Annotated in this window: 13 protein-coding genes; 5 read left to right on the forward strand and 8 right to left on the reverse strand. The window is 38.1% G+C overall.

Annotation, left to right across the window (positions count from 1 at the left end; genetic code table 11):
• Positions 1 to 196: 196 nt before the first annotated feature.
• Positions 197 to 1,588 (reverse strand): ABC transporter substrate-binding protein, encoded by a 1,392-nt coding sequence (locus ACP6PM_RS23320; protein ID WP_426588856.1) that lies wholly within the window; start codon positions 1,586 to 1,588, stop codon positions 197 to 199.
• A gap of 86 nt (positions 1,589 to 1,674) precedes the next feature.
• Entirely contained in the window at positions 1,675 to 3,090 is a 1,416-nt protein-coding gene (locus tag ACP6PM_RS23325) for a protein kinase domain-containing protein (RefSeq protein WP_426588858.1), read from the reverse strand.
• Between the two features lie 660 nt (positions 3,091 to 3,750).
• Between ACP6PM_RS23325 and ACP6PM_RS23330 the strand changes: the two genes are divergently transcribed.
• Positions 3,751 to 3,927, forward strand: coding sequence for a hypothetical protein (locus tag ACP6PM_RS23330; protein WP_426588860.1), 177 nt, complete (start codon positions 3,751 to 3,753; stop codon positions 3,925 to 3,927).
• A 60-nt stretch (positions 3,928 to 3,987) separates the two neighbouring features.
• Here ACP6PM_RS23330 and ACP6PM_RS23335 read toward each other — a convergent pair whose 3' ends face one another.
• Positions 3,988 to 5,670 (reverse strand): protein kinase domain-containing protein, encoded by a 1,683-nt coding sequence (locus ACP6PM_RS23335; RefSeq protein WP_426588862.1) that lies wholly within the window; start codon positions 5,668 to 5,670, stop codon positions 3,988 to 3,990.
• Between the two features lie 762 nt (positions 5,671 to 6,432).
• Positions 6,433 to 7,749 (reverse strand): RNA-guided endonuclease InsQ/TnpB family protein, encoded by a 1,317-nt coding sequence (locus tag ACP6PM_RS23340; protein ID WP_426588864.1) that lies wholly within the window; start codon positions 7,747 to 7,749, stop codon positions 6,433 to 6,435.
• A 138-nt stretch (positions 7,750 to 7,887) separates the two neighbouring features.
• On the opposite strand from ACP6PM_RS23340, the gene ACP6PM_RS23345 reads away from it, so the two are divergent.
• From ACP6PM_RS23345 to ACP6PM_RS23360, 4 genes are all read left to right on the forward strand, one after another.
• Positions 7,888 to 9,861 carry a long-chain fatty acid--CoA ligase gene (locus tag ACP6PM_RS23345; protein WP_426588866.1) on the forward strand — a complete coding sequence of 658 codons (1,974 nt, stop codon included), beginning with the start codon at positions 7,888 to 7,890 and terminating at the stop codon, positions 9,859 to 9,861.
• Positions 9,862 to 9,978: 117 nt separating this feature from the next.
• Positions 9,979 to 10,428 carry a YlqD family protein gene (locus ACP6PM_RS23350; protein WP_426588868.1) on the forward strand — a complete coding sequence of 150 codons (450 nt, stop codon included), beginning with the start codon at positions 9,979 to 9,981 and terminating at the stop codon, positions 10,426 to 10,428.
• A 1,262-nt stretch (positions 10,429 to 11,690) separates the two neighbouring features.
• Positions 11,691 to 12,992, forward strand: coding sequence for a dihydrolipoamide acetyltransferase family protein (locus tag ACP6PM_RS23355; RefSeq protein WP_426588870.1), 1,302 nt, complete (start codon positions 11,691 to 11,693; stop codon positions 12,990 to 12,992).
• Positions 12,993 to 13,640: 648 nt separating this feature from the next.
• Entirely contained in the window at positions 13,641 to 14,636 is a 996-nt protein-coding gene (locus ACP6PM_RS23360; RefSeq protein WP_426588872.1) for a zinc-dependent alcohol dehydrogenase family protein, read from the forward strand.
• A 411-nt stretch (positions 14,637 to 15,047) separates the two neighbouring features.
• Here the strand turns inward: ACP6PM_RS23360 and ACP6PM_RS23365 are convergent, their stop codons facing one another.
• The 4 genes from ACP6PM_RS23365 to ACP6PM_RS23380 form a co-directional block, all read right to left on the reverse strand.
• Positions 15,048 to 15,719, reverse strand: coding sequence for a hypothetical protein (locus tag ACP6PM_RS23365; RefSeq protein ID WP_426588874.1), 672 nt, complete (start codon positions 15,717 to 15,719; stop codon positions 15,048 to 15,050).
• A gap of 714 nt (positions 15,720 to 16,433) precedes the next feature.
• Positions 16,434 to 17,372 carry a DMT family transporter gene (locus tag ACP6PM_RS23370; RefSeq protein WP_426588876.1) on the reverse strand — a complete coding sequence of 313 codons (939 nt, stop codon included), beginning with the start codon at positions 17,370 to 17,372 and terminating at the stop codon, positions 16,434 to 16,436.
• A gap of 441 nt (positions 17,373 to 17,813) precedes the next feature.
• Positions 17,814 to 18,638: a phytanoyl-CoA dioxygenase family protein gene (locus ACP6PM_RS23375; protein WP_426588878.1), complete on the reverse strand. Its 825-nt coding sequence runs from the start codon at positions 18,636 to 18,638 to the stop codon at positions 17,814 to 17,816.
• Between the two features lie 163 nt (positions 18,639 to 18,801).
• A complete protein-coding gene (locus ACP6PM_RS23380) occupies positions 18,802 to 19,890 on the reverse strand; it encodes an ornithine cyclodeaminase family protein (RefSeq protein ID WP_426588880.1) in 1,089 nt (362 codons plus the stop codon).
• Positions 19,891 to 20,025: the final 135 nt, after the last annotated feature.

Here is a 20,025-nt window from a genome sequence, read left to right on the forward strand (position 1 = left end):
TAACGCTTAAGAGGTACAAAGTCATACCGAGACCCAATCTTCACAACTTCCACTAGTAGTACCAAAACCACCTTTACCTAACTCTGATAAAATTTTATAGCGATGTCTAAGTATCCTGTTAGTCATTGTTTTTTTGAGAAAGTTATATTAATTTATAACTCTACCTCATTAATCTAACATCTCTTATTTAACTTGGTTAACGCTTAAGAGGTACAAAGTCATACCGAGACCCAATCTTCACAACTTCCACTAATTGAATATCACCGTCATAGTCACCAGAATCTAAAAATTTCACTGCTCTCAATGCTCCAGGTGTAGAAAAGTTTGATGATAACTCCTCCCGAACACCTTCACGAGTTGGTTGAGTTTGCTTTTCAATTGCCCTTCCCAGAGCTTGAACTGCATCATACGCAGTAATTGTTCGCCAATTCACACTTGAAGTTCCCCAAAGTTTTCGAGAGCGTTCTGGAAAATCTGAACCTGCTTCATTTACTTCAATATCCCATGCTATAGCTACAATCATTTTGACAGCACTATCTCGACCTTTCTCAAGAGTCTTTGCAGAGTAAACTTCATCCCCACCCAATACTGGTAAATTCCCTTGATTAACCTGAAGTATTTCCAGAGCTCGATCTAAATAACCTGAACTGGGAGCTAGCATCAACACATTTGCTGAATCTTTTGCCCTATTGAGAACTTTAGTTGCTTTCTCACGCCAATCTTCAGGATTTTTTGACCATGTAGATAGATCGCAATCTGGGTCTTCTCTCAGAATAATATTCCTTCTCCCTATCTCAGAGATAAATTCTTGACTTAGCGATTTGCTGTATTTGCTATCTGAGTTATAAAATACCATTGCTTTTACTGAATTTAACTCAGTCTGAGCATATTTTGCTAAAGCTTTTGCAGCGGCTCGATCGCTAGGTACGGTGCGAAAAAAATAAGGACTGTAATTTGTTAGCTCAACAGAGGTACTAAGAGATATCGATACAAGCTGGTCATCCTTGTAAATATTGGCTGTTGCTAGGGAAGTGTCACTTGAGTAGTGACCAACTACTCCTAGAATTTCCTTTTTCTTGGCTAACTCTGTGGCAACTTCTTCCGCAATTTTCGTACCATTATTAAAGTCATTATCATCATCATCAGCAATTGCTACTTTCAACATTCCTTCAGCACCCGATCTAGAAAAATTCCAATCATACTGAGCATGAGCAACTCCACGCAAAACTTCCAGAGAAGCATTCAAATTACTACTAATTGGCATAGATACAGCAATAACGTGGTAAGGTTTTTTATTTTTTTCAACTTCTAGGTTATTCAGAAAAATTCGTGCTTCTGGATCATTGGGTGTTGATTTCAAGTAATTAGTTAAAGTTCTAAATGCCCGATCGTAATTTCTATTGGCAATTGAATTAATTCCTCTTTCTCTTTCAGGTCTAACTTCCTCTGGATTTGCTAAGGATTTCTCTCCAAATGTAATACGCTCTGAATTAAATATAGGAAGATTTTCAGCACAAGAAATGATAATAAAGACTATGAAACTAAGGAGTATCAGCTTTAGCAGTTTAACTCGTAATATACTGTTCATAAATAAAAAAAACAAAAATTCAGCAAAACTCAACTAATATTAGTTCTTGGGAGGATTAAACTTATGCACATTCAAATCTCTTTAGATCATAATTCACACTGGGAAGCCCGAGTTAGAATTAAGTCAAAATTTTCATCGTCGGTGCTGAGGTGTCCCTTTGGAGCATTCATAGTAAACTTAAGGTCGTTATCCGAGAGGTAACCATTGTCATCCTTATCTGTTCCAGTTTTCCATCCTACGGCGATCGTGAACCGTCGCCAAGCTCGAACATCCTCTCGAAAAGCTTCTAGGGTATCCCCATTCTCATCAATTACTTGAAGTTGGGCAGTGTAGCCAAATCTACCCTTCGATCTTTGTGTCCAAATTTGATTTATTCGCTGCAAATTTGGGCAAGAAAATTGCTCTGCCTCTGAGGCGGATATGTAAGAGTAATCTCCATCCCGATCGCCAATTTGGTTAATTAATTCCCAATTCTGTCGATCTGCCTTGCGCCATTGCCCTGCTTCTGTCAAAGCATCCAAACGATTGTACATTGTCTCCACATCTTTCCCCTGTCCTGCTTCTATGACTCCTTTTGATAAGATAGAAGCAAGAATAAAAGAAGCAAAACCACCCAAAGCAACAATACCCAAAGCAGCAATAGCAGGAACAATTCCCAAACGTTTATTAGAAGGTGGGGGTTTAACAATATTCTTTAATTCGCCCATGACTTCATCAACAGTTTGATAACGATTTCTCCAATCATACAAAACCATTTTATCGAGAACTAAACCCAAGTTATTACTCACATTAACTTGCTTTTTCCAAATAATTTCACCAGTAGATGGGTTTTCAGAAAACTGATTTGCCCGCATTCCTGTTAATAGTTCAATACCTATCATTCCCACAGCATAAATATCGCTACAAAATTTAGGTTTACCTGCTGCTTGTTCGCTAGGCATATATCCATGAGTTCCCACTGCTATTGTTGTAGTTGCATGACCTTGACTTGTTACAGTTAATCCTTTAATTTCTTTCACTGCCCCAAAATCTATTAAGACAATTTTGCCATCAGATTTTCTCCGCATAATATTCTGAAGCTTTAAGTCACGATGAATTACATTTTGCTGATGTACATATTTTAAAACCTCTAAGATTTCAGTTAATAGTTTAACTGTCTCATTTTCTGTAAATATTCTTTGAGAATCAATCTCTTTTGCTAAGTCATTCCCTTCAATAAATTCTTGTACTAAATAAAATTTTCCTTCCTCTTCAAAGTAGTCAAAAAATTTAGGTATTTGATTATATTTTCCCAATTTTTGTAAAGCTTTTGCTTCTTTTTCAAATAATTTTTTAGCCACTTGAAAAACTTTTGGTCTGGGATCTGATGGACTTAGTTGTTTAACAACACATTGAGGATGATTAGGAAGGTCTAAATTAACTGCTAGGTAAGTAGTTCCAAAGCTACCTTTTCCTAATTTAGAGATAATTTGATAACGATGCCTAAGTATTCTGTTAGTCATTGTTTTTTTGAGAAAGTTAATTTTAATCTTTTACATCAACTTCTATAGGCTAATTTCCCTTTATTTAAGGATATTGAAGATGAAGAATTTTGATAATTAAGAAATTGTTTGTCAACTCATAAAAACCTCTCTCCTGCGAGGAGAGAGGCTTTGAAACCCCCATTCCTTTGTAGGGAAGGGGGGCAGGGGGGTTAGGTTTTGATGATTCATCGGTTCCATGCAGTACTTCTCAAACAACTTCTAAGAAAATATACACATCAATATTCAGTAGGGGCTGGTTTAACCTAAAGCTTTGACGTAAGCGCCATCTAGTTATCAAAACCCGCCCTCTTAATTATTAAACATTCAAAAAATTGTAGGGGTGAGTTGAACCGAAAGCTTTGACGTAAGTGCTATATAGGGGACGGGTTCATCTCATCTGGTGGTGAACACCATTAATTTAACGCGAAACCCGCCCCTACTATTGCAATATTTTAGGTGTGTCACAGCACTACTTACTTATCAAATGAATTAATTAGGACTTACGCATAGACCATATATGTAGAGTTCAAAAACTATAACGTTATAGTTTTTTGCGCTATATGTAGTACCCATGCGTAAGTCCTGTTAATATCTCCTAACTTCTGACTTCTGACTTCTGACTTCTAAAAGCCTCATACTTTGCAACGTGCCAATCTCCAAACAGTCACTCTCTACGACTCTGTTCAATCTCTCTCGGAAATATGGCCCCTAGCTGCCCAACACTTTGGCAAAACTACTGCTCTCCATGACCCCCACGTTAAACCAGTGGAACGGAGTGGGGGTGAAAAATCTCAGTGCCAGGTATCGAAATGTTGAAATAAAAAAACTTTCTCAAAATTACTTTCTAAAACTTTTTTCTGTTGATGAATCAAAGGCTTATATATTATGATACTCATCAAGTTTCTGTGAGAGAGCCGACAAACAAATCGACTCCTTTACACAAACAGTACAAATAGAATGCCTTATCCTTTTCTCTAAAATAAATATAAGCAGCCACAAGACCATCACCACCCCTACATTTATGATGAATCCCAGAAAAAATTCATCAGAAATCATTCCAGTCAGAATCTTCCACCCACCATTAATAAGAAGATAATACATTAATACCAAAAGGAATATTGAAGATATAATTACAAAACCATTTAAGAGTAATTTCCATTTTTTTCTTCTAAAAGGGAAGCGAAGTATTGGGAGATGTCCTCTAGGAGCTTTTCTGTCAAAAATGACGTTATCATAACCAGATAACCATCCACCATAAAATCCCCTGTTTCGCTTCAGTTTCCATCCAACTCTCTCTCCAAATCGTGTATAAGTTTTTTCATTATAAATATTGGGTAAATTTCCGGTATCCAAGTAAATTTGCTTTTGAACGCTAAACCCAAAGTGTCCATTACTGTACTTTACCCAGAGTTGGTCAATGGTTTGCAAGTCAATACAAGGAATCTTCTTAATGTTCTCAGAATTTAACTTCCCAAACCATCTTACTTTGGCAGTTTCTCGGATAACTATATTTGTTTCCTGATTTGCCTCTTTCCACTTTCCTGTCGCTAACAAATCACGCAACTTAGTATAATCAATTCTACTAGCTGAAACCAGAGGTACATTGCTAGGTGGAGGTTGTGTTTGTGGAAGATTTCTAACATTAGGAAAAACAGTAGACCTTACAACAGTTGCAGAAGAATTATTAACTGGTTTTCCAGAAGGTATAGTAGGCTGATATGTAGGACTATGAGCAGAATAACTATCACCTATAAGTTCAGCCATCACCTCATCAATACTGTGATAACGATCTCTCCAATCATACAACACCATTTTATCCAGAACCCGACCTAAATCATCACTCACATTAACTCGATCTTTCCAGATAATTTCACCTGTTGAAGAATCTTTAGGAAATTGATTTACATCAACTCCAGTTAATGCTTCAATAGCCATCATTCCCACAGCATAAATATCGCTACAAAACTTAGGTTGACCTCCTGCTTGTTCCATAGGCATATATCCAGGAGTTCCTACTGCTATTGTCATAGTTGTCTTATCTCCTCTAATAACAGTTAATCCTTTAATTTCTTTGACTGCACCAAAATCTATTAAAACAATTTTCCCATCATATTTTCTCCGCATAATATTCTGAGGTTTCAAGTCACGATGAATTACATTTTGCTGATGCACATACTTTAAAATAGACAAAATTTCAGTTAATAATTGAAAAGTTTGATTTTCTGTAAATCTACTCCGAGAATAAATCTCTTTTGTCAAGTCATATCCCTCAATAAATTCTTGAACTAAATAAAATTGCCCACCCTCTTCAAAGTAGGCAAATAACTGAGGAATTTGCTCATGTTTTCCCAGACGATGTAATATTTTTGCTTCCTTATCAAATAATTTTTTAGCCTCTTGAAAAACTTCCGGACGTGGGTCTGAAGGAGTTAGTTGTTTAACCACACATTGAGGACAATCGGGTAAGTCTAAATCAACTGCTAAATAAGTCGTTCCAAAACCACCTTTTCCTAATTCAAAGTCAATTTGATAACGATGCCTAAGTATTCTGTTAGTCATTGTTTCTTTGAGAAAGTTAATTTTAATCTTTTACATCAGCTTGTATAAGCTAGATTTCGTTAACTTAACAATAACAGATTGGGAATTTTGACAGTTGATACACATCAATATGTTGGATGAATTAAGACATATTAACTATTAACTATTAACTACTGACTATTGACTACAAAAGCCTCATACTCTGCCAAGATTAGAGAAAATCAATAACGGGGATAAGTTAATAAAATCTCCTTAAAATTAGCAAACCTACCTTAAATTCTCAGATACTAGATTTTTGACATCCTCCCGACGTGGCTCTACGAGACAACATGGGATTCCCATCTATCAATCAAACAGACTAAGCTGAACGAAGGACTCAGGACGGGTTGACACATCATTGGAATCTGCTGGCAAGCCAGTCTTACGTTTCCTCCGTGTCCGTTTAATTGTCTCCGCTTGACCCTCGGCGACTATAGCCTCCTGTGGAGGAGTTTCCCTCACAAAAAGTGATAATTGAACTGGATTTTCTGCTACTGTTTCTTTGACTATTTCAACTTTGGTTTTTGGTTGAATTACATTGAGAATATTTACAGCAGCGTTAAGATCGCGGTCATGGAATGTTCCACAAAAGCCTCATACTCTGCCAAGATTAGATAAAATCAATAACGGGGATAAGTTAATAAAATCTCCTTAAAATTAGCAAACCTACCTTAAATTCTCAGATACTAGATTTTTGACATCCTCCCGACGTGGCTCTACGAGACAACATGGGATTCCCATCTATCAATCAAACAGACTAAGCTGAACGAAGGACTCAGGACGGGTTGACACATCATTGGAATCTGCTGGCAAGCCAGTCTTACGTTTCCTCCGTGTCCGTTTAATTGTCTCCGCTTGACCCTCGGCGACTATAGCCTCCTGTGGAGGAGTTTCCCTCACAAAAAGTGATAATTGAACTGGATTTTCTGCTACTGTTTCTTTGACTATTTCAACTTTGGTTTTTGGTTGAATTACATTGAGAATATTTACAGCAGCGTTAAGATCGCGGTCATGGAATGTTCCACAATTCAAACAAGTCCATTCTCTAATATTTAATTCTTTCTTACCACCCTTGAAACCACAATGAGAACATTTTTGAGACGTAGGCTCCCACCTAGAAATAGTTCTAAATTCTCTACCATGTTTTTCACATTTGGCTTCAGTTAAAATCCTAAATTGTCTCCATCCTAAATCACTAATAGCTCTGGCCAGCTTGCGATTTTTAACCATGCCAGAGACATTCAAATCATCTAGTACGATTATGTCGTACTTATTGACTAAATCAGTTGATAGTTTATGAATAAAATCAGTTCTAATATCTTTGATTTTGCTATGCAGTTTAGCTACTTTTAATCTCGCTCTTTCACGACCCTTACTACCTAGCTCAGTGTTACTGAATTTACGTTGAAACTTAGCCAACTTTTTGAGGTTTTTCTTGAGTGGTTTTGGTGCATTAATCTTTTCACCATTACTCAATGTTGCAAAAGTTAAAATACCTAAATCAATTCCCACTGAATTACCAGACTTTGGTAAATGTTCTGAACAAGTTTCTACTACAAAACTAGCAAAGTAACGACCAGAACTATCTTTGATTATAGTTACTGATGTAGGTTGACTAGGTAATGACCTTGACCAAACTATTTTAATTTTGCCGACTTTGGGTAGATAAATTTTATCTTGACCAATTTGGTAATTAGCTCCTACAAATCTGGCGGTTTGTCTTGACTTTTTTGACTTAAATTTAGGAGGTCTAACAGGTCTACCTTTTCTCTTACCAGTACTGCTCTTAAAAAAGTTTTTGTAAGCTTGGTCTAAGTCTTTAAGAGATTGTTGTAATGGAGTAGAGGCTACGTCTTTCAACCAAACTAATTCTTTCTTAGCGAGAGTTATAAATTGTTTGGTTAAATCAACATAACTAGGCTTCTTTTGAGCGTTGGCATATAGTTGATGGCAATACGCTAAACTTTGATTCCAAACATATCTACAACAAGCAAAAAGTTGATTTAATTTAGTTATTTGGATATAATTTGGGTAGATACGATATTTGTATCTGGCTTTCAATGTTTTAGACTTATTACTAATAGTAAAGTATTATTATAGCATATTTGTTGTTTGGCATTCATCCCTACACCAAATTTAAAATTCTGGTGCGGGTCTTCTGCCAACATTTAGATAATTAATACTTTTAGGAAGTAGATAATGACCATTTCTGCAAAATCTCCCACCTCTCCCAACTCCTGGCAAATAAGCGATCGCGAACGTGCCAATCTCCAAACAGTCACTCTCTACGACTCTGTTCAATCTCTCTCGGAAATATGGCCATTGGCTGCTAAACACTTCGGCCAAATTACTGCTCTCCATGACCCCCACGTTCAACCAGAAGTAAAATTTACCTACGAAGAACTTAACCAACAGATTCAAAAGTTTGCTGCTGGTTTACAAGCTTTGGGGGTTGTCTCCACAGAAAATGGCACATCTCTACCACCTAGAGTGGCCTTATTTGCTGATAATAGTCCCCGGTGGATGATTGCTGACCAGGGTATTATTATGGCTGGTGGAGCAGATGTAGTTAGAAGTGGAACTGCAGATATAGAAGAACTGATTTACATTCTTCAAAATAGTGGCAGTATTAGTTTGGTCGTGGAAAATTTGGCCTTGTTACAGAAATTGAGCGATCGCCTACAAGACCTACCTATACATTTAATTATTCTCTTATCTGAGGAAGACCCAAACTCTGACGAAAATCTACCTGTGGTTAAATTTTCCCAAGTCATTGCCACAGGAGAAGAACGTCCCCTCAAACCAACTAACCAAAATCTGGAAACTCTCGCTACCCTACTCTACACTTCTGGCACCACTGGCAAACCCAAGGGAGTAATGTTAACCCACGGCAACTTGCTCCATCAAATCAATAATATTGGTGTATATTTACAACCACAACCAGGAGAATGCACCTTAAATATATTGCCAACTTGGCATACTTTTGGTAGAACAGGAGAATATTTTTTCCTCTGCCAAGGTTGTACTGCAATTTATACTAATAAGCGTTATCTGAAAAAGGATTTCCAAGAATACAAACCCCATTACGTTATTAGTGTGCCCAGGGTTTGGGAATTAATTTATGACGGAGTACAAAAACAGCTCAGGGAACAACCAGCAAGTAAACAAAAATTAGCCAACTTTTTCTTCAATATAAGTGAGCAATACATCACAGCTCGGCGTATTAGTCAAGGGTTAGTTTTGCAACTTGACCAACCATCTCAGTCTCAAAAATTGCTAGCAACTTTAAAGAGTTGGGTATTATTGCCTCTTCATACTTTAGGAGAAAAAATTGTTTATCAAAAAATCCGTCAAGCTACGGGAGGTCGGTTAAAATTTGCCGTGAGTGGGGGGGGTTCCCTAGCAATGCACTTAGAAAATTTCTTTGAAGCAGTGGATATAGGTTTATTGGTTGGATATGGTTTAACGGAAACTTCCCCAGTTTTGTCCGCCCGACACCATTGGGAAAATCTGCGGGGGTCTTCTGGAAGACCTATTCCGGGAGCTGAGATTAAAATAGTTGACCCAGAAAGTGGCAAAACTTTACCTCCTGGGGAGAAAGGAGTGGTTTTAGCGCGGGGGCCACAAATTATGGCGGGTTATTATCAAAATCCTGAAGCGACTAAGAAAGCTATTGACTCGGAGGGTTGGTTTAATACTGGTGATATTGGTTGGATGACTCCTAGGAATGATTTAGTCTTAACCGGACGGGCAAAAGATACAATTGTTTTAACTAATGGAGAAAATATTGAACCTCAGCCTATTGAAGATGCTTGTGCCCGTAGTCAATATATAGACCAAATTATGTTGGTGGGGCAAGACCAGAAATTTTTGGGTGCTTTAATTGTCCCTAATATTGAGGCTGTGGAAGACTGGATTGCCCAATATAATCCTTCTCAGTCTGAACCCCAAATTAATTGGGAAAGCCAGGAGGTTCAAGAGTTATTCCGTCAAGAGTTGAATCGAGAGGTAAAAAATCGCCCCGGATATCGGCCAGATGACCGAATTGGCCCTTTTCGCTTGATTCTGGAGCCGTTTACGATCGAGAATGGGATGACAACCCAAACAATGAAGATTAAGCGTCCCGTTGTTACGGAACATTACCGCGATATGATTAACAGAATGTTTGATTAATGACTATTGTGGATTTTGGATTTTTTATCTCAACTAGATGCTCTGAAATCTTAAAGTCTATAATCAATTTTCTCGCGCGTATTTGTAAACACAAAAGAAACTAACAAGAACAATTTTATGGAGTATTCTCAAACACAATTACTTCTAAAGCGAGCGATTAATGTTAAAGTAGTCGTTACTCCACGCTGGAAAGAAGAAGCTCAACAACAATTACAAAGCCAAATTAATAATTTAGATAGTGAATTACAAAGACTGGAAATGCAAGGGCAACGAATGATTTCTGAAATTCAGAAGCAAAGTGTACAACCTCCTGGTCCCCAAATACAACAGCAGATTGATAATATTCAACTGCAGGTAAATCAAAAGAAAAATGAGCTTTTGGAGCAGAAAAACCAAGCTTTACAACAATTACAACAAGTACAAACATTAGAATTGGAACAACAAGTTAGTCAGGGTCAAATTGAAGGTGTATTTACTGCGGATATTGGAGATAATTTGATCAAAAAAATGCAAGTAGAAATTCTGCTCCGGGATGGAGTAATTGAAGAAGTGCGAGGTGATGTTTAAAGAGAAAGGAGAAGTCTAGATAAGGATTTTTTATGGGGATATAGGGATGATTAAGAAAAAGGAAAAATGGTATCCAGTAAATAATTAAATATGGGTCATTTCAGTTAGCCTCCTGTCGGAGGAGCTACGCTAACAGTTAGCCTCCTATGGTCGTAACTGCGTTAACAGTTATCAGTACCGACCACTAAAGTCGGAGGCTTGAAATACTGAATTGAATATTTTTTTCATCCCCTTAAAAGGGGAGGCTTTCAACCTTATTTTTTGGTAATTGATACTATATTGGTTCTTACATTAATGAGATACACCTACTTTTTTTCTTTTCCCTTTTATCTATTTCCTGTTGCCTAAAATTGATTTCTTACTTTCTAATTTATTCTTCCATGGTAGTCAGCTAATAGCTAATCCCATAATAGCTAATCCCATAAATAAAGTTAATCGAAATTAAGGATTTATTTAGGCTTGTTAATCAACTAAAAAAAATCTATATTTATTCTTGAATAAATATAGCAGTTAGCAGGTAAGTTTATTATTATCATCTAACTAACAGGATATAAATAGGTTCTGAATTGGCATGAAATAAGGAATTAGGCATTAGATATTAGGTTCAATGTTCGCCTTTGGGTTCAGAATTTAGATAAAAATTCTGTAGAAATGGCGGATATGGGGGAGTTCTTTTGAGAGCTCCACTAAACATAAAATTTTCTGCTCTTTAAGAGCGTGGTAGGTATAAATTTCCCAGTAATTAGGGTTTGCTGAAAAAGTCTGATGGTGATGATAGGCAACAGTTTAGACTATCTGCTACGGCCAAATTTTTTGATAGTCAGGGGAAAAATATTATAGCAATCCGCGCATAGGTTGCGGGTAATTAAAAAGTAAAAAAAAAAGTTGAAACTCCTACCTGTTGCCTGTTCCCAGTTCCCAGTTCCCTGTTCCCTAAAAAGCAGCAAGATTTTTGCCACGAATAAAATAGGATTGCTATAGTATTTTGAGACTACAAGAGCCAAAAACCTTGCACTTTTTCAATAGGGAAAAAACCCTGGAAGCCTGAACTGGTATTGATTATACTTTTGTTCAGCTATCCCTAATTAATTCTGAGCCCTGACTCCTTCTTCATATAAGCACCACGCAAATAGGTGTTTGACATTTATAAATGCTTAAACTCAGTTAGGGATAACTTATGACTTATGACTTATGACTTATGACTTGCGCTATAGAATCTTATCTAAACAATTTGTCCACAAAAAAAACGACGGAAAACTAACATGATTAACGATGTATTTATGCCCGCCCTTAGTTCCACTATGACGGAGGGTAAAATTGTTTCTTGGCAAAAATCTCCTGGTGATTGGGTGGAAAAAGGCGAAACAGTAGTGGTCGTAGAATCAGACAAAGCAGATATGGATGTGGAGTCCTTTTCCTCTGGATATTTGGCCACAATAGTTGTAGCGGCTGGAGATGTTGCTCCAGTAGGTTCTACCATTGCTTTATTAGCTGAAACTGAAGCAGAAATTGAACAAGCTAAACAGCAAGGCGGGACTACAGCAAAGACAGAAACTACTGCTGCTACTGCTTCTAGCTCTGCAACTGCTGTTGCCACAGCTCCCATTTCTACTACCACAGAAATCCAAGAAAATGGCAGTCGTCGTAATGGACGGATTATTGCTTCCCCTCGTGCCAAAAAACTGGCCAAAGACTTGAAAGTGGATTTGAGTACCCTCAAAGGTACAGGTCCTCACGGTCGCATTGTGGCAGAGGATGTAGAAAAGGCAACAGGTCGAACTCCTAGTTACGTAGCTGCACCAGCTAATATCGCTACTCCTGTTATTCCTACTCAACCATCTATTCCAGCGCCTCCACTGATACCATCTGCACCTCCTGCTCCAATAACTCCTGGGCAAGTTGTGCCGATGAATACTCTGCAAAATGCAGTGGTGCGGAATATGATCGTAAGTTTATCTGTGCCTACTTTCCATGTTAGTTATACGATCGCCACAGATAATTTGGATGGGTTGTACAAACAGATTAAGTCTAAGGGTGTAACAATGACTGCTATTTTGGCAAAAGCAGTGGCAATGACTTTGCAACAACATCCTTTAGTGAATGCTGCTTATGTGGATCAAGGTATTCAGCATCCTTCGGGGATTAATATTTCTGTAGCGGTAGCAATGCCAGATGGTGGTTTGATTACACCAGTATTGCAAAATGCTGACAAGATGGATATTTATTCTTTGTCTCGCACTTGGAAAGGTTTGGTAGATAGAGCGCGAGCAAAACAGTTACAACCGGATGAATACAGCACTGGTACTTTTACTCTTTCTAATTTGGGAATGTTTGGGGTAAATACGTTTGATGCTATTTTACCACCTGGTCAAGGTTCGATTTTAGCTATTGGTGCATCTCAACCTCAAGTAGTGGCAACTGCTGATGGGATGATTGGAGTTAAGCGACAAATGCAGGTGAATATTACTTGTGACCATCGGATTATTTATGGTGCTGATGCTGCTGCTTTCTTGCAAGATTTGGCGAAGTTGATTGAAACTAACCCACAGTCTTTGACTATGTAATTTCAGTTATCAGTTATCAGTTATCAGTATCTCCTACTTGAAGTAGGAGACTGGAAATACTGAAGTTGATTATTTTGATATCCTTAAAAAGGCAGGCTTGATATAGAATCCGCTTGAATAGTCGTCCGCAGCGACGATAAGAAGCAATCTCAGGGTTTTAGGAGATTGCTTCCTTCCACTCTGTTCCAGTCGCAATGACTTTACAGTTAGTGTTGATCCGTACATAAAATATAAAGCTTTCTCCCTTCCTTCTTACCGAATTATTAATTATTAATTATTAATTGTTAATTAAATAATTGTGGTTTAAAGCCTCCCCTTGGATAGGGGAAAAAAGCGGTCGTTTGCGGAGCAGTCCGTTAGGATGGGATGGCGTTAGCGGAGCGGCTCTGCAAGAGCGGGTTTCCCTTCCCTCCGGGACGCTACGCGTTTCATGTCGCTCCGCGTTTCGCTTTGCGACATGAAAACGCGCGTTGTGCGGAACGCTAAACGCCATATCCAATCTCCCCTTGAGAAGAAATGATATTTCCCAATCTTCAATTGGTGTAACGGTTTTAACCTTCTTGTAATTATCAATTATCAATTATCAATTATCAATTAATGAATTCTTCCTTCTTCCCTCTTCCTTCTAAAATCAGGAAAAAACCAATTATGAAAGCAGTTTTAATGACATCGCCAGGAACACCAGAAGTTTTGCAAGTACAGCAAGTTGCTGACCCTGTAATTGAACACGATCGAGAAATATTAGTCCGTTTGAAAGCTGCTGGGGTAAATCCTATTGATACTAAATTACGCACTCGTGGCACATTTTACCCAGAGCAAATGCCAGCTATTTTAGGATGTGATGCAGCAGGTATTGTGACAGAAATTGGTAAAAATGTACAAAAGTTTCAAGTGGGAGATGAAGTTTATTTTTGTAATAGTGGGATTGGATTAACTCCTGGAAATTATGCAGAATTAGCTGTTGTGGATGAAAGATTTGTAGCGAAAAAACCGAGTTCTTTAAGCTTTGTTGAAGCTGCTGCTGCACCGTTAGTTTTAATTACTGCTTGGGAATCTTTGTATGACAGAGGAAAGTTACAAGCTGGCAGAAAGGTGTTAATTCATGGTGGTGCAGGGGGTGTCGGTCATGTGGCTATACAGTTAGCAAAATTACAAGGTGCTGAGGTTGCTACTACTATTAGTTCAGAAGAAAAAGCAGATTTTGTTAAAAGTTTAGGTGTAGATTTAGCAATTTTTAAGAATACAGATTTTCTCCAAGTTGTTTTAGATTGGACGAATGGAGAAGGGGTAGATTTGGCTTTTGATACTATTGGCGGAAAGGTTTTTTATGACACTATTCCAGCAGTGAAAGTTTATGGCGATTTAGTGACAATTTTGGAGCCAAATTATACCTTGGGAAATTTGAAAGTTGCTAGGCAAAGAAATCTAAGAATTGGGTTAGAGTTAATGTTAACTCCCATGATGAAAGGATTGACGGAAGCTCAAGAAGATCAAGCTAAGATTTTGCAGCAATGTGGGCGGTTATTTGACCAAGGAAAATTAAAGATTAATGTGAATAAAACTTTTCCTTTAGATGATGCAATGGAAGCACATCGAATGTTAGAAGGGGGTTCGATGCTTGGTAAGATTGTTTTGACTATTTAGAGTTTGCGCTCAAAAGTCTTAGGGAATAGCAGAAAATAAATTATCCCAATTTTTGTACTCTACTTTTGTACTATATCCTGACTGGTTACTCCCTACTCCCTTACTTTTTCAATTTCTTCCCTACTCCCTACTCCCTACTCCCTTACTTTTTCAATTTCTTCCCTACTCCCTGCTCCCTACTCCCTACTCCCTTATTTTTATAGCTAATGGGATAATTTTTTATTTGGAAGTCCCTTATGAGTGAGGGGAGGAGTCAGAAGCCAGTCCTTAGTCCTCAGGAGTAAGGATAAATGGGAATTATAGAGGAAATAGCCACATATATTTGTCCCTTGATTTTTCCCTTGTATGCCCAAAATACTAACTTTTTCTCCCTACTCCCTACTCCCTACTCCCTACTCCCTACTCCCTAAATTAATATCTAGGAATAACTGAAGTTAGTAGCCAATATAATTTGTGCTTAAAAGTTTTTTTCTCTACATTTTTTTCTATAGTTGTAGGTTGTTTGATTACCTGTAATAACGAACTTAAAGCATAATTTTCAGATGAGTTTACCTGCCGATCAAAAAGAGCAATATTAATCGCTAAAGGCAGAGCAATAGCAGCTAAATCTGGCTCTAATTCTTCAACTAATAAATCAATAGACTGAGGTACTCTAACTGCAGAACGAATTCCTTGCAATATTTCTTCATCTAATCCCAATTGTTGTAAATTAGGGTATATTTCTTCCCATTTAACTTTCTGATTTGGTTCCCCCGCTTGAATAACATAAGCTATCAACCTTTGCAGTTTTCCTTGTTGCTTGGTTGTCATATTTTGGATAGGTTCAGTTGTAGTTAATTCTTGGGAATTATTTTGATTTTCTTCTGGTTTTACACCATTGACAATTTTTTGCCAATCTTGACTATCGCAAGATTCTGGTTTTTCCACTGTTAAGGAAATAGTTATTTTTTTGTCTAGACTAGCATCAAGTTCGGTTACTTCTGCTTTTACTCCCAAAAAACCTAGCCATTTAGCAATTGTATGAATTAATGTTAGACGGGTTGAGTGACAGTTTGCTAATAACCGAACTTGGGTCCGAACCATTGGACGAACTATTTGTGTTAGCATTATGGTTAACGTACTGTCTTAGCTATAAATTTACTTACTTTTTTATAGAATAACTAATTTTTCTGTGGCAAATAGCAGTTTTAGCTACCAAATTTTTCCCAGGTTGAAGTAGGCTAGCATATTTTTTATAGCGCTAGGGAATAGGGAATAGGGAATAGGGAATAGGGAATAAGGAACAGCAGACTGTCAAAGGGTTTCAGGATTTAGAAAGGTCCTAACCTTAATGTATAGCGCTATATCTTATACCATTTCTCATGCATTCTTGCTACATCTCCTTGAGAACAGGGAGTAGGGAGTAGGGAGTAGGGTTCAAAGACATAAGATATCTGGGCTTAATGCCAATAATCGTTAAAAAAATGACTGAAGCTTACTTATTACTTAATAACTGAAGTCGAATTGGAAGTATAGCATTCTTTTTGGGAATTGGTATTACAGCGGTTTTCCTGCACGGTAGACCACTGTAGGGGCGATTCGCGAGCCCCTACAGGGTTTTGGTTATGACAATATGATTTATCCATCTGAAAAGCGCTTTCAACAATTAATAATTAATAATTAATATAGGACTTACGCAATATAAGGTATTTTCGTCATTGCGACCGACAGGGAAGCAATCTCAAGCCCTATTTTTTCGTACCTTATGCGTAAGTTCTGTAATAATTAATAATTACCTCTCCTTGAAAACGGATAGACTTATTCTTTTATAGCAGAGTTGCTAGATTTTGCTAGATATATACCCAGCAAAACCACAGCAAAGGCTCCCCCATTCAATAAACTCAAGCTTTCTGAAAAAATAATCCAAGCCAAAATAGCAGTAATTACGGGTGCCAATAGTAGGCTAATAGCAACGAATGCCGAAGACAAACGCTTAAGACAATAATTAACAAGTCCTTGACCCAAAACTTGACAGACAAAACCTAATAAAATTACTAACACCCAAGATTGCCAGGAATAGGGAAAAACCCGATCTTCCATTACCAAAACAATCGGCAATATCCAGAGAGTTGAAAATAAAGAACTCCAGAAAAGTATAGTTTCAGCACTAAATTTTTTTCGGAGTTTTTCTACTATTAACAAGTAGATACTAAAGCAGATCGAAGCTAATACGGCAACTCCATCACCTTGTAGATTTCCAGTAGCAACTTGCAAGTCTTCAATTCCAATAATACAAGCTCCGACCATAGCGACTCCCATCCCAATTAAAAATCGCTTGTCAAAGTGCTGACCCCAGATAGACCAACCTAAAAGTGTTGTCCACAGGGGATTTAGATTTGTTAGTAAAGTAGAATTGGCAACGCTAGTTTTAGTCAGAGACCAAGTCCACAAAATTTGGTCGCCAGCAAAACAAATTCCTGCTATTAATAATTGGATTAGTACCCAACTCGTGTAAGGCTGTTTCTGTAACGGTTTATCTTGAGAAAACTGGTAACGTAGAGCTTGCAGTCTATTCCATATTCCCAAAACAAAACTTGCGAGCCAAACTCTATGAAATGCCGTTGCAAATGGACCTATTTCCCGTTCCAACAATCTAAAAAAGATTGCTATCCAAGACAAGGCTATTATAGCGATAGCTAATGAGATAATCGCTGTAACGCTTTCTTGAATTGAAGTCTGTTCTTGTATAGCTTTCAAAAGACGCTCCCAGTGAAAATAAAATCGCTAGACTAGAAAAAAGGGCGTTGGTGATGCGTGGCTATGATTTTTCTGGCATTGTAGGAACCGGGTTTGTATTAGATGCCGATGCCTTACTGAGATCTGTCTTCAACAAACCTGGTTTCTTATAACACGCTCCTTAAAAACTGTTTGTAAACTTATAAAAACCTCTCTCCAAACCTCTCTCCTGCTTTTGAGAGAGGCTTATTCACCCCCATTCCCTTGTAGGGAAGGGGGGCAGGGGGGTTAGGTTTTTATGATTCATCGGTTCCATGCAGCACTTCTCAAACAGCTCCTTAGATTTCATAGCTCTATTCACCAACGCCGAAAAAAGAAACAGACTTGCTGTTTTTTGAGGGAGCTAGATTCCCATAAAGCAGCTACCTGCCTACAAATCATCAACTTAATAGCAGCTTGGTACTATACCAACAAAACTTCATCTGATAAAGGTTCTATTGGTGTATAATTTAGGCTCGCCAGAAACTCCGGTCTTTGCTCTTTGATCGGAATTTTTGGCGTGTTTTCAACACTGTTGTAGTTGATAATGACTAGGGCGCGATCGAAGGGAGACATATTCGCTCCCGAACCATGAACACAACTAGGATGAAACAATAGAACTGAACCTGCTGCTCCTTTCGGTGCAACAATTCCATACTGTTTAACTAATTTCTCAAGAGTTTCCTTATTAATTATATAATGAAGCTTACTTGTCAAACGAGAAATCCATGAAGGCCCATCTTGATATTGGTTATGCTGTTCCTCTTCTGTAAATACGCTAATCAAACCTTCTTTCTGGGAACCCGGAACCAACATTAATGGTGCATTGAATTCATTAACTTCATCCAAAAAAATGGCTGTATTGACGATTCTTGGTTCTGGTATTCCATCCTCTTCTTTGTAATAGACATAATCTTGGTGCCATTGCCAGACATCACCTTCAAAAGCTATCTTGGCACTAATTTTGAATTGGTGGATATATACTGCACTCCCAAGTATCTGCATTACAGGATCGATGATTCGGGGATGTTGGGATAAACGTTTAAATATGTCACTTTTAGTATGACAACCATGAACGATGCGTACCGTTTTTCCGTCTTCTTCAACAATCTTTCCTAGGCTATTTTCCCCGTAAACAGCAGGAAGCTCGGCTTTCATAACTTCAACTTCTGCTCTGTCAAAAACATTGGGCAAAAAAAGATAGCCTCGATCTTGATAATGCTGTAATTGTTCACTGCTGAGTTGCATGGATAATGCTTCCTTTAATACTAATAGGCGATCGCTCGGCGCATCCTAACTTGACGCGCCTTTCCTTTACTGTTTTGATGTCTCTAGGGGTTAAAACCCGCGTGTCGTTATTCAACCAGCCGTTAAAACGAGCTGGCTAACTTCCTCCCGCCGTTTTTTAGGTTTAATCCACTATTGCCAGTGCTTCTTGTCGCGCTGCTGGCGGATGCTGTAGGGAACTTGTAATAAACTCGTATGGGTTATACGGATCATTGGGATAATATTCTAGTTGCAGACGTTGACCCAAGCCGTGAGCTTGTACCAACTCCTGCATAATTGACAAGGCTACATGGTCTTCTATTGCCAATCCTGTGGAGTCAAATACAGTCTGCTGTTCTCGCCAATGATAAAATTCTTCTGGTCGTTCAATCATCTCCATTAAACTCGGTCTGACTTCCTCTGGTTGTAACTGCTGACATTCACCTTCAAGCAAGGCTTGTTCGGGAAAGTCCGGACAGACAAAACTCCGTTTTAGTAAAGATAGGGGCAACTCTGTTTTCCCTATGATATCTGCACCTACTGCATTAATATGAACGTGAGGCTTCAAATTCTCACCAGTAATTACTGGATCTGCTCCTTCATCAACCGAGGTAGCAGTGCAAATAATGTCGGCATTGCGCTCTAGTTCATCTAGAGAACAGCTCCGAATTGATAGCCCTAAAAATGCTACTCGTGAGGAGAATGAGCGAGCAATATCTGGGTTAATATCATAAACCAGTACCTCTTGCAATGGAAACACTCTACTCAACCCGTGTAACTGGGTGACTGCTTGTGCTCCTGCTCCTACCAGTCCTACGGTAGCACTATCAGGATTTGCTAGAATCTTGCTAGCTATGGCTGAGGCAGCTCCTGTTCTAATAGCAGTTAGGGTGACAGCATCACACAAAGCAACTAAATGACCGTTGTTAAAGTCATAAAGGCTCGTCGTTGCTAAGACGGTAGGGATACCAATTGTCTGGATATTGTCTGGCTGATAAGCAACAACTTTGACTGTTACAGACTGGTCAGTCTTTCTCATGTATGGCATCCATTCTACACAAGCACAGGATGGCTTTTTGACGAATCCAGCACGAGTTCGTAGTTCCCCTTGGCCTCGATTAACTTCCTTAAAAGCTTCTGTCAAGCCAGCGATCGTCTTATCCATCAGTGTATCAATACCTACTAGCTCGATCGCTTTGGCAATATCTTGAGGTCGGATTAAAAGTGTTTCCACTATTGTTATTTTTCTAATCTAAATTAGCTACTTCTCTAAATTAGCTACTTCATCTTAATTTTTTTTCCATTCCAATTCCTATTATGTTCAATTATTCTTATCTATTTTTTTTTTTTTGATAATATATACTGATAT

It is taken from the genome of Dapis brunnea BLCC-M229 (genome assembly GCF_050015995.1).
GTDB lineage: Bacteria > Cyanobacteriota > Cyanobacteriia > Cyanobacteriales > Microcoleaceae > Trichodesmium.

Bases quoted from the DNA above. Each gene is read 5' to 3' on its own strand.
- ACP6PM_RS23320 (WP_426588856.1), bottom strand. From the start codon at position 1,588: ATGAACAGTATATTACGAGTTAAACTGCTAAAGCTGATACTCCTTAGT.
- ACP6PM_RS23325 (WP_426588858.1), bottom strand. From the start codon at position 3,090: ATGACTAACAGAATACTTAGGCATCGTTATCAAATTATCTCTAAATTA.
- ACP6PM_RS23335 (WP_426588862.1), bottom strand. From the start codon at position 5,670: ATGACTAACAGAATACTTAGGCATCGTTATCAAATTGACTTTGAATTA.
- ACP6PM_RS23345 (WP_426588866.1), top strand. From the start codon at position 7,888: ATGACCATTTCTGCAAAATCTCCCACCTCTCCCAACTCCTGGCAAATA.
- ACP6PM_RS23350 (WP_426588868.1), top strand. From the start codon at position 9,979: ATGGAGTATTCTCAAACACAATTACTTCTAAAGCGAGCGATTAATGTT.
- ACP6PM_RS23355 (WP_426588870.1), top strand. From the start codon at position 11,691: ATGATTAACGATGTATTTATGCCCGCCCTTAGTTCCACTATGACGGAG.
- ACP6PM_RS23360 (WP_426588872.1), top strand. From the start codon at position 13,641: ATGAAAGCAGTTTTAATGACATCGCCAGGAACACCAGAAGTTTTGCAA.
- ACP6PM_RS23365 (WP_426588874.1), bottom strand. From the start codon at position 15,719: ATGGTTCGGACCCAAGTTCGGTTATTAGCAAACTGTCACTCAACCCGT.
- ACP6PM_RS23375 (WP_426588878.1), bottom strand. From the start codon at position 18,638: ATGCAACTCAGCAGTGAACAATTACAGCATTATCAAGATCGAGGCTAT.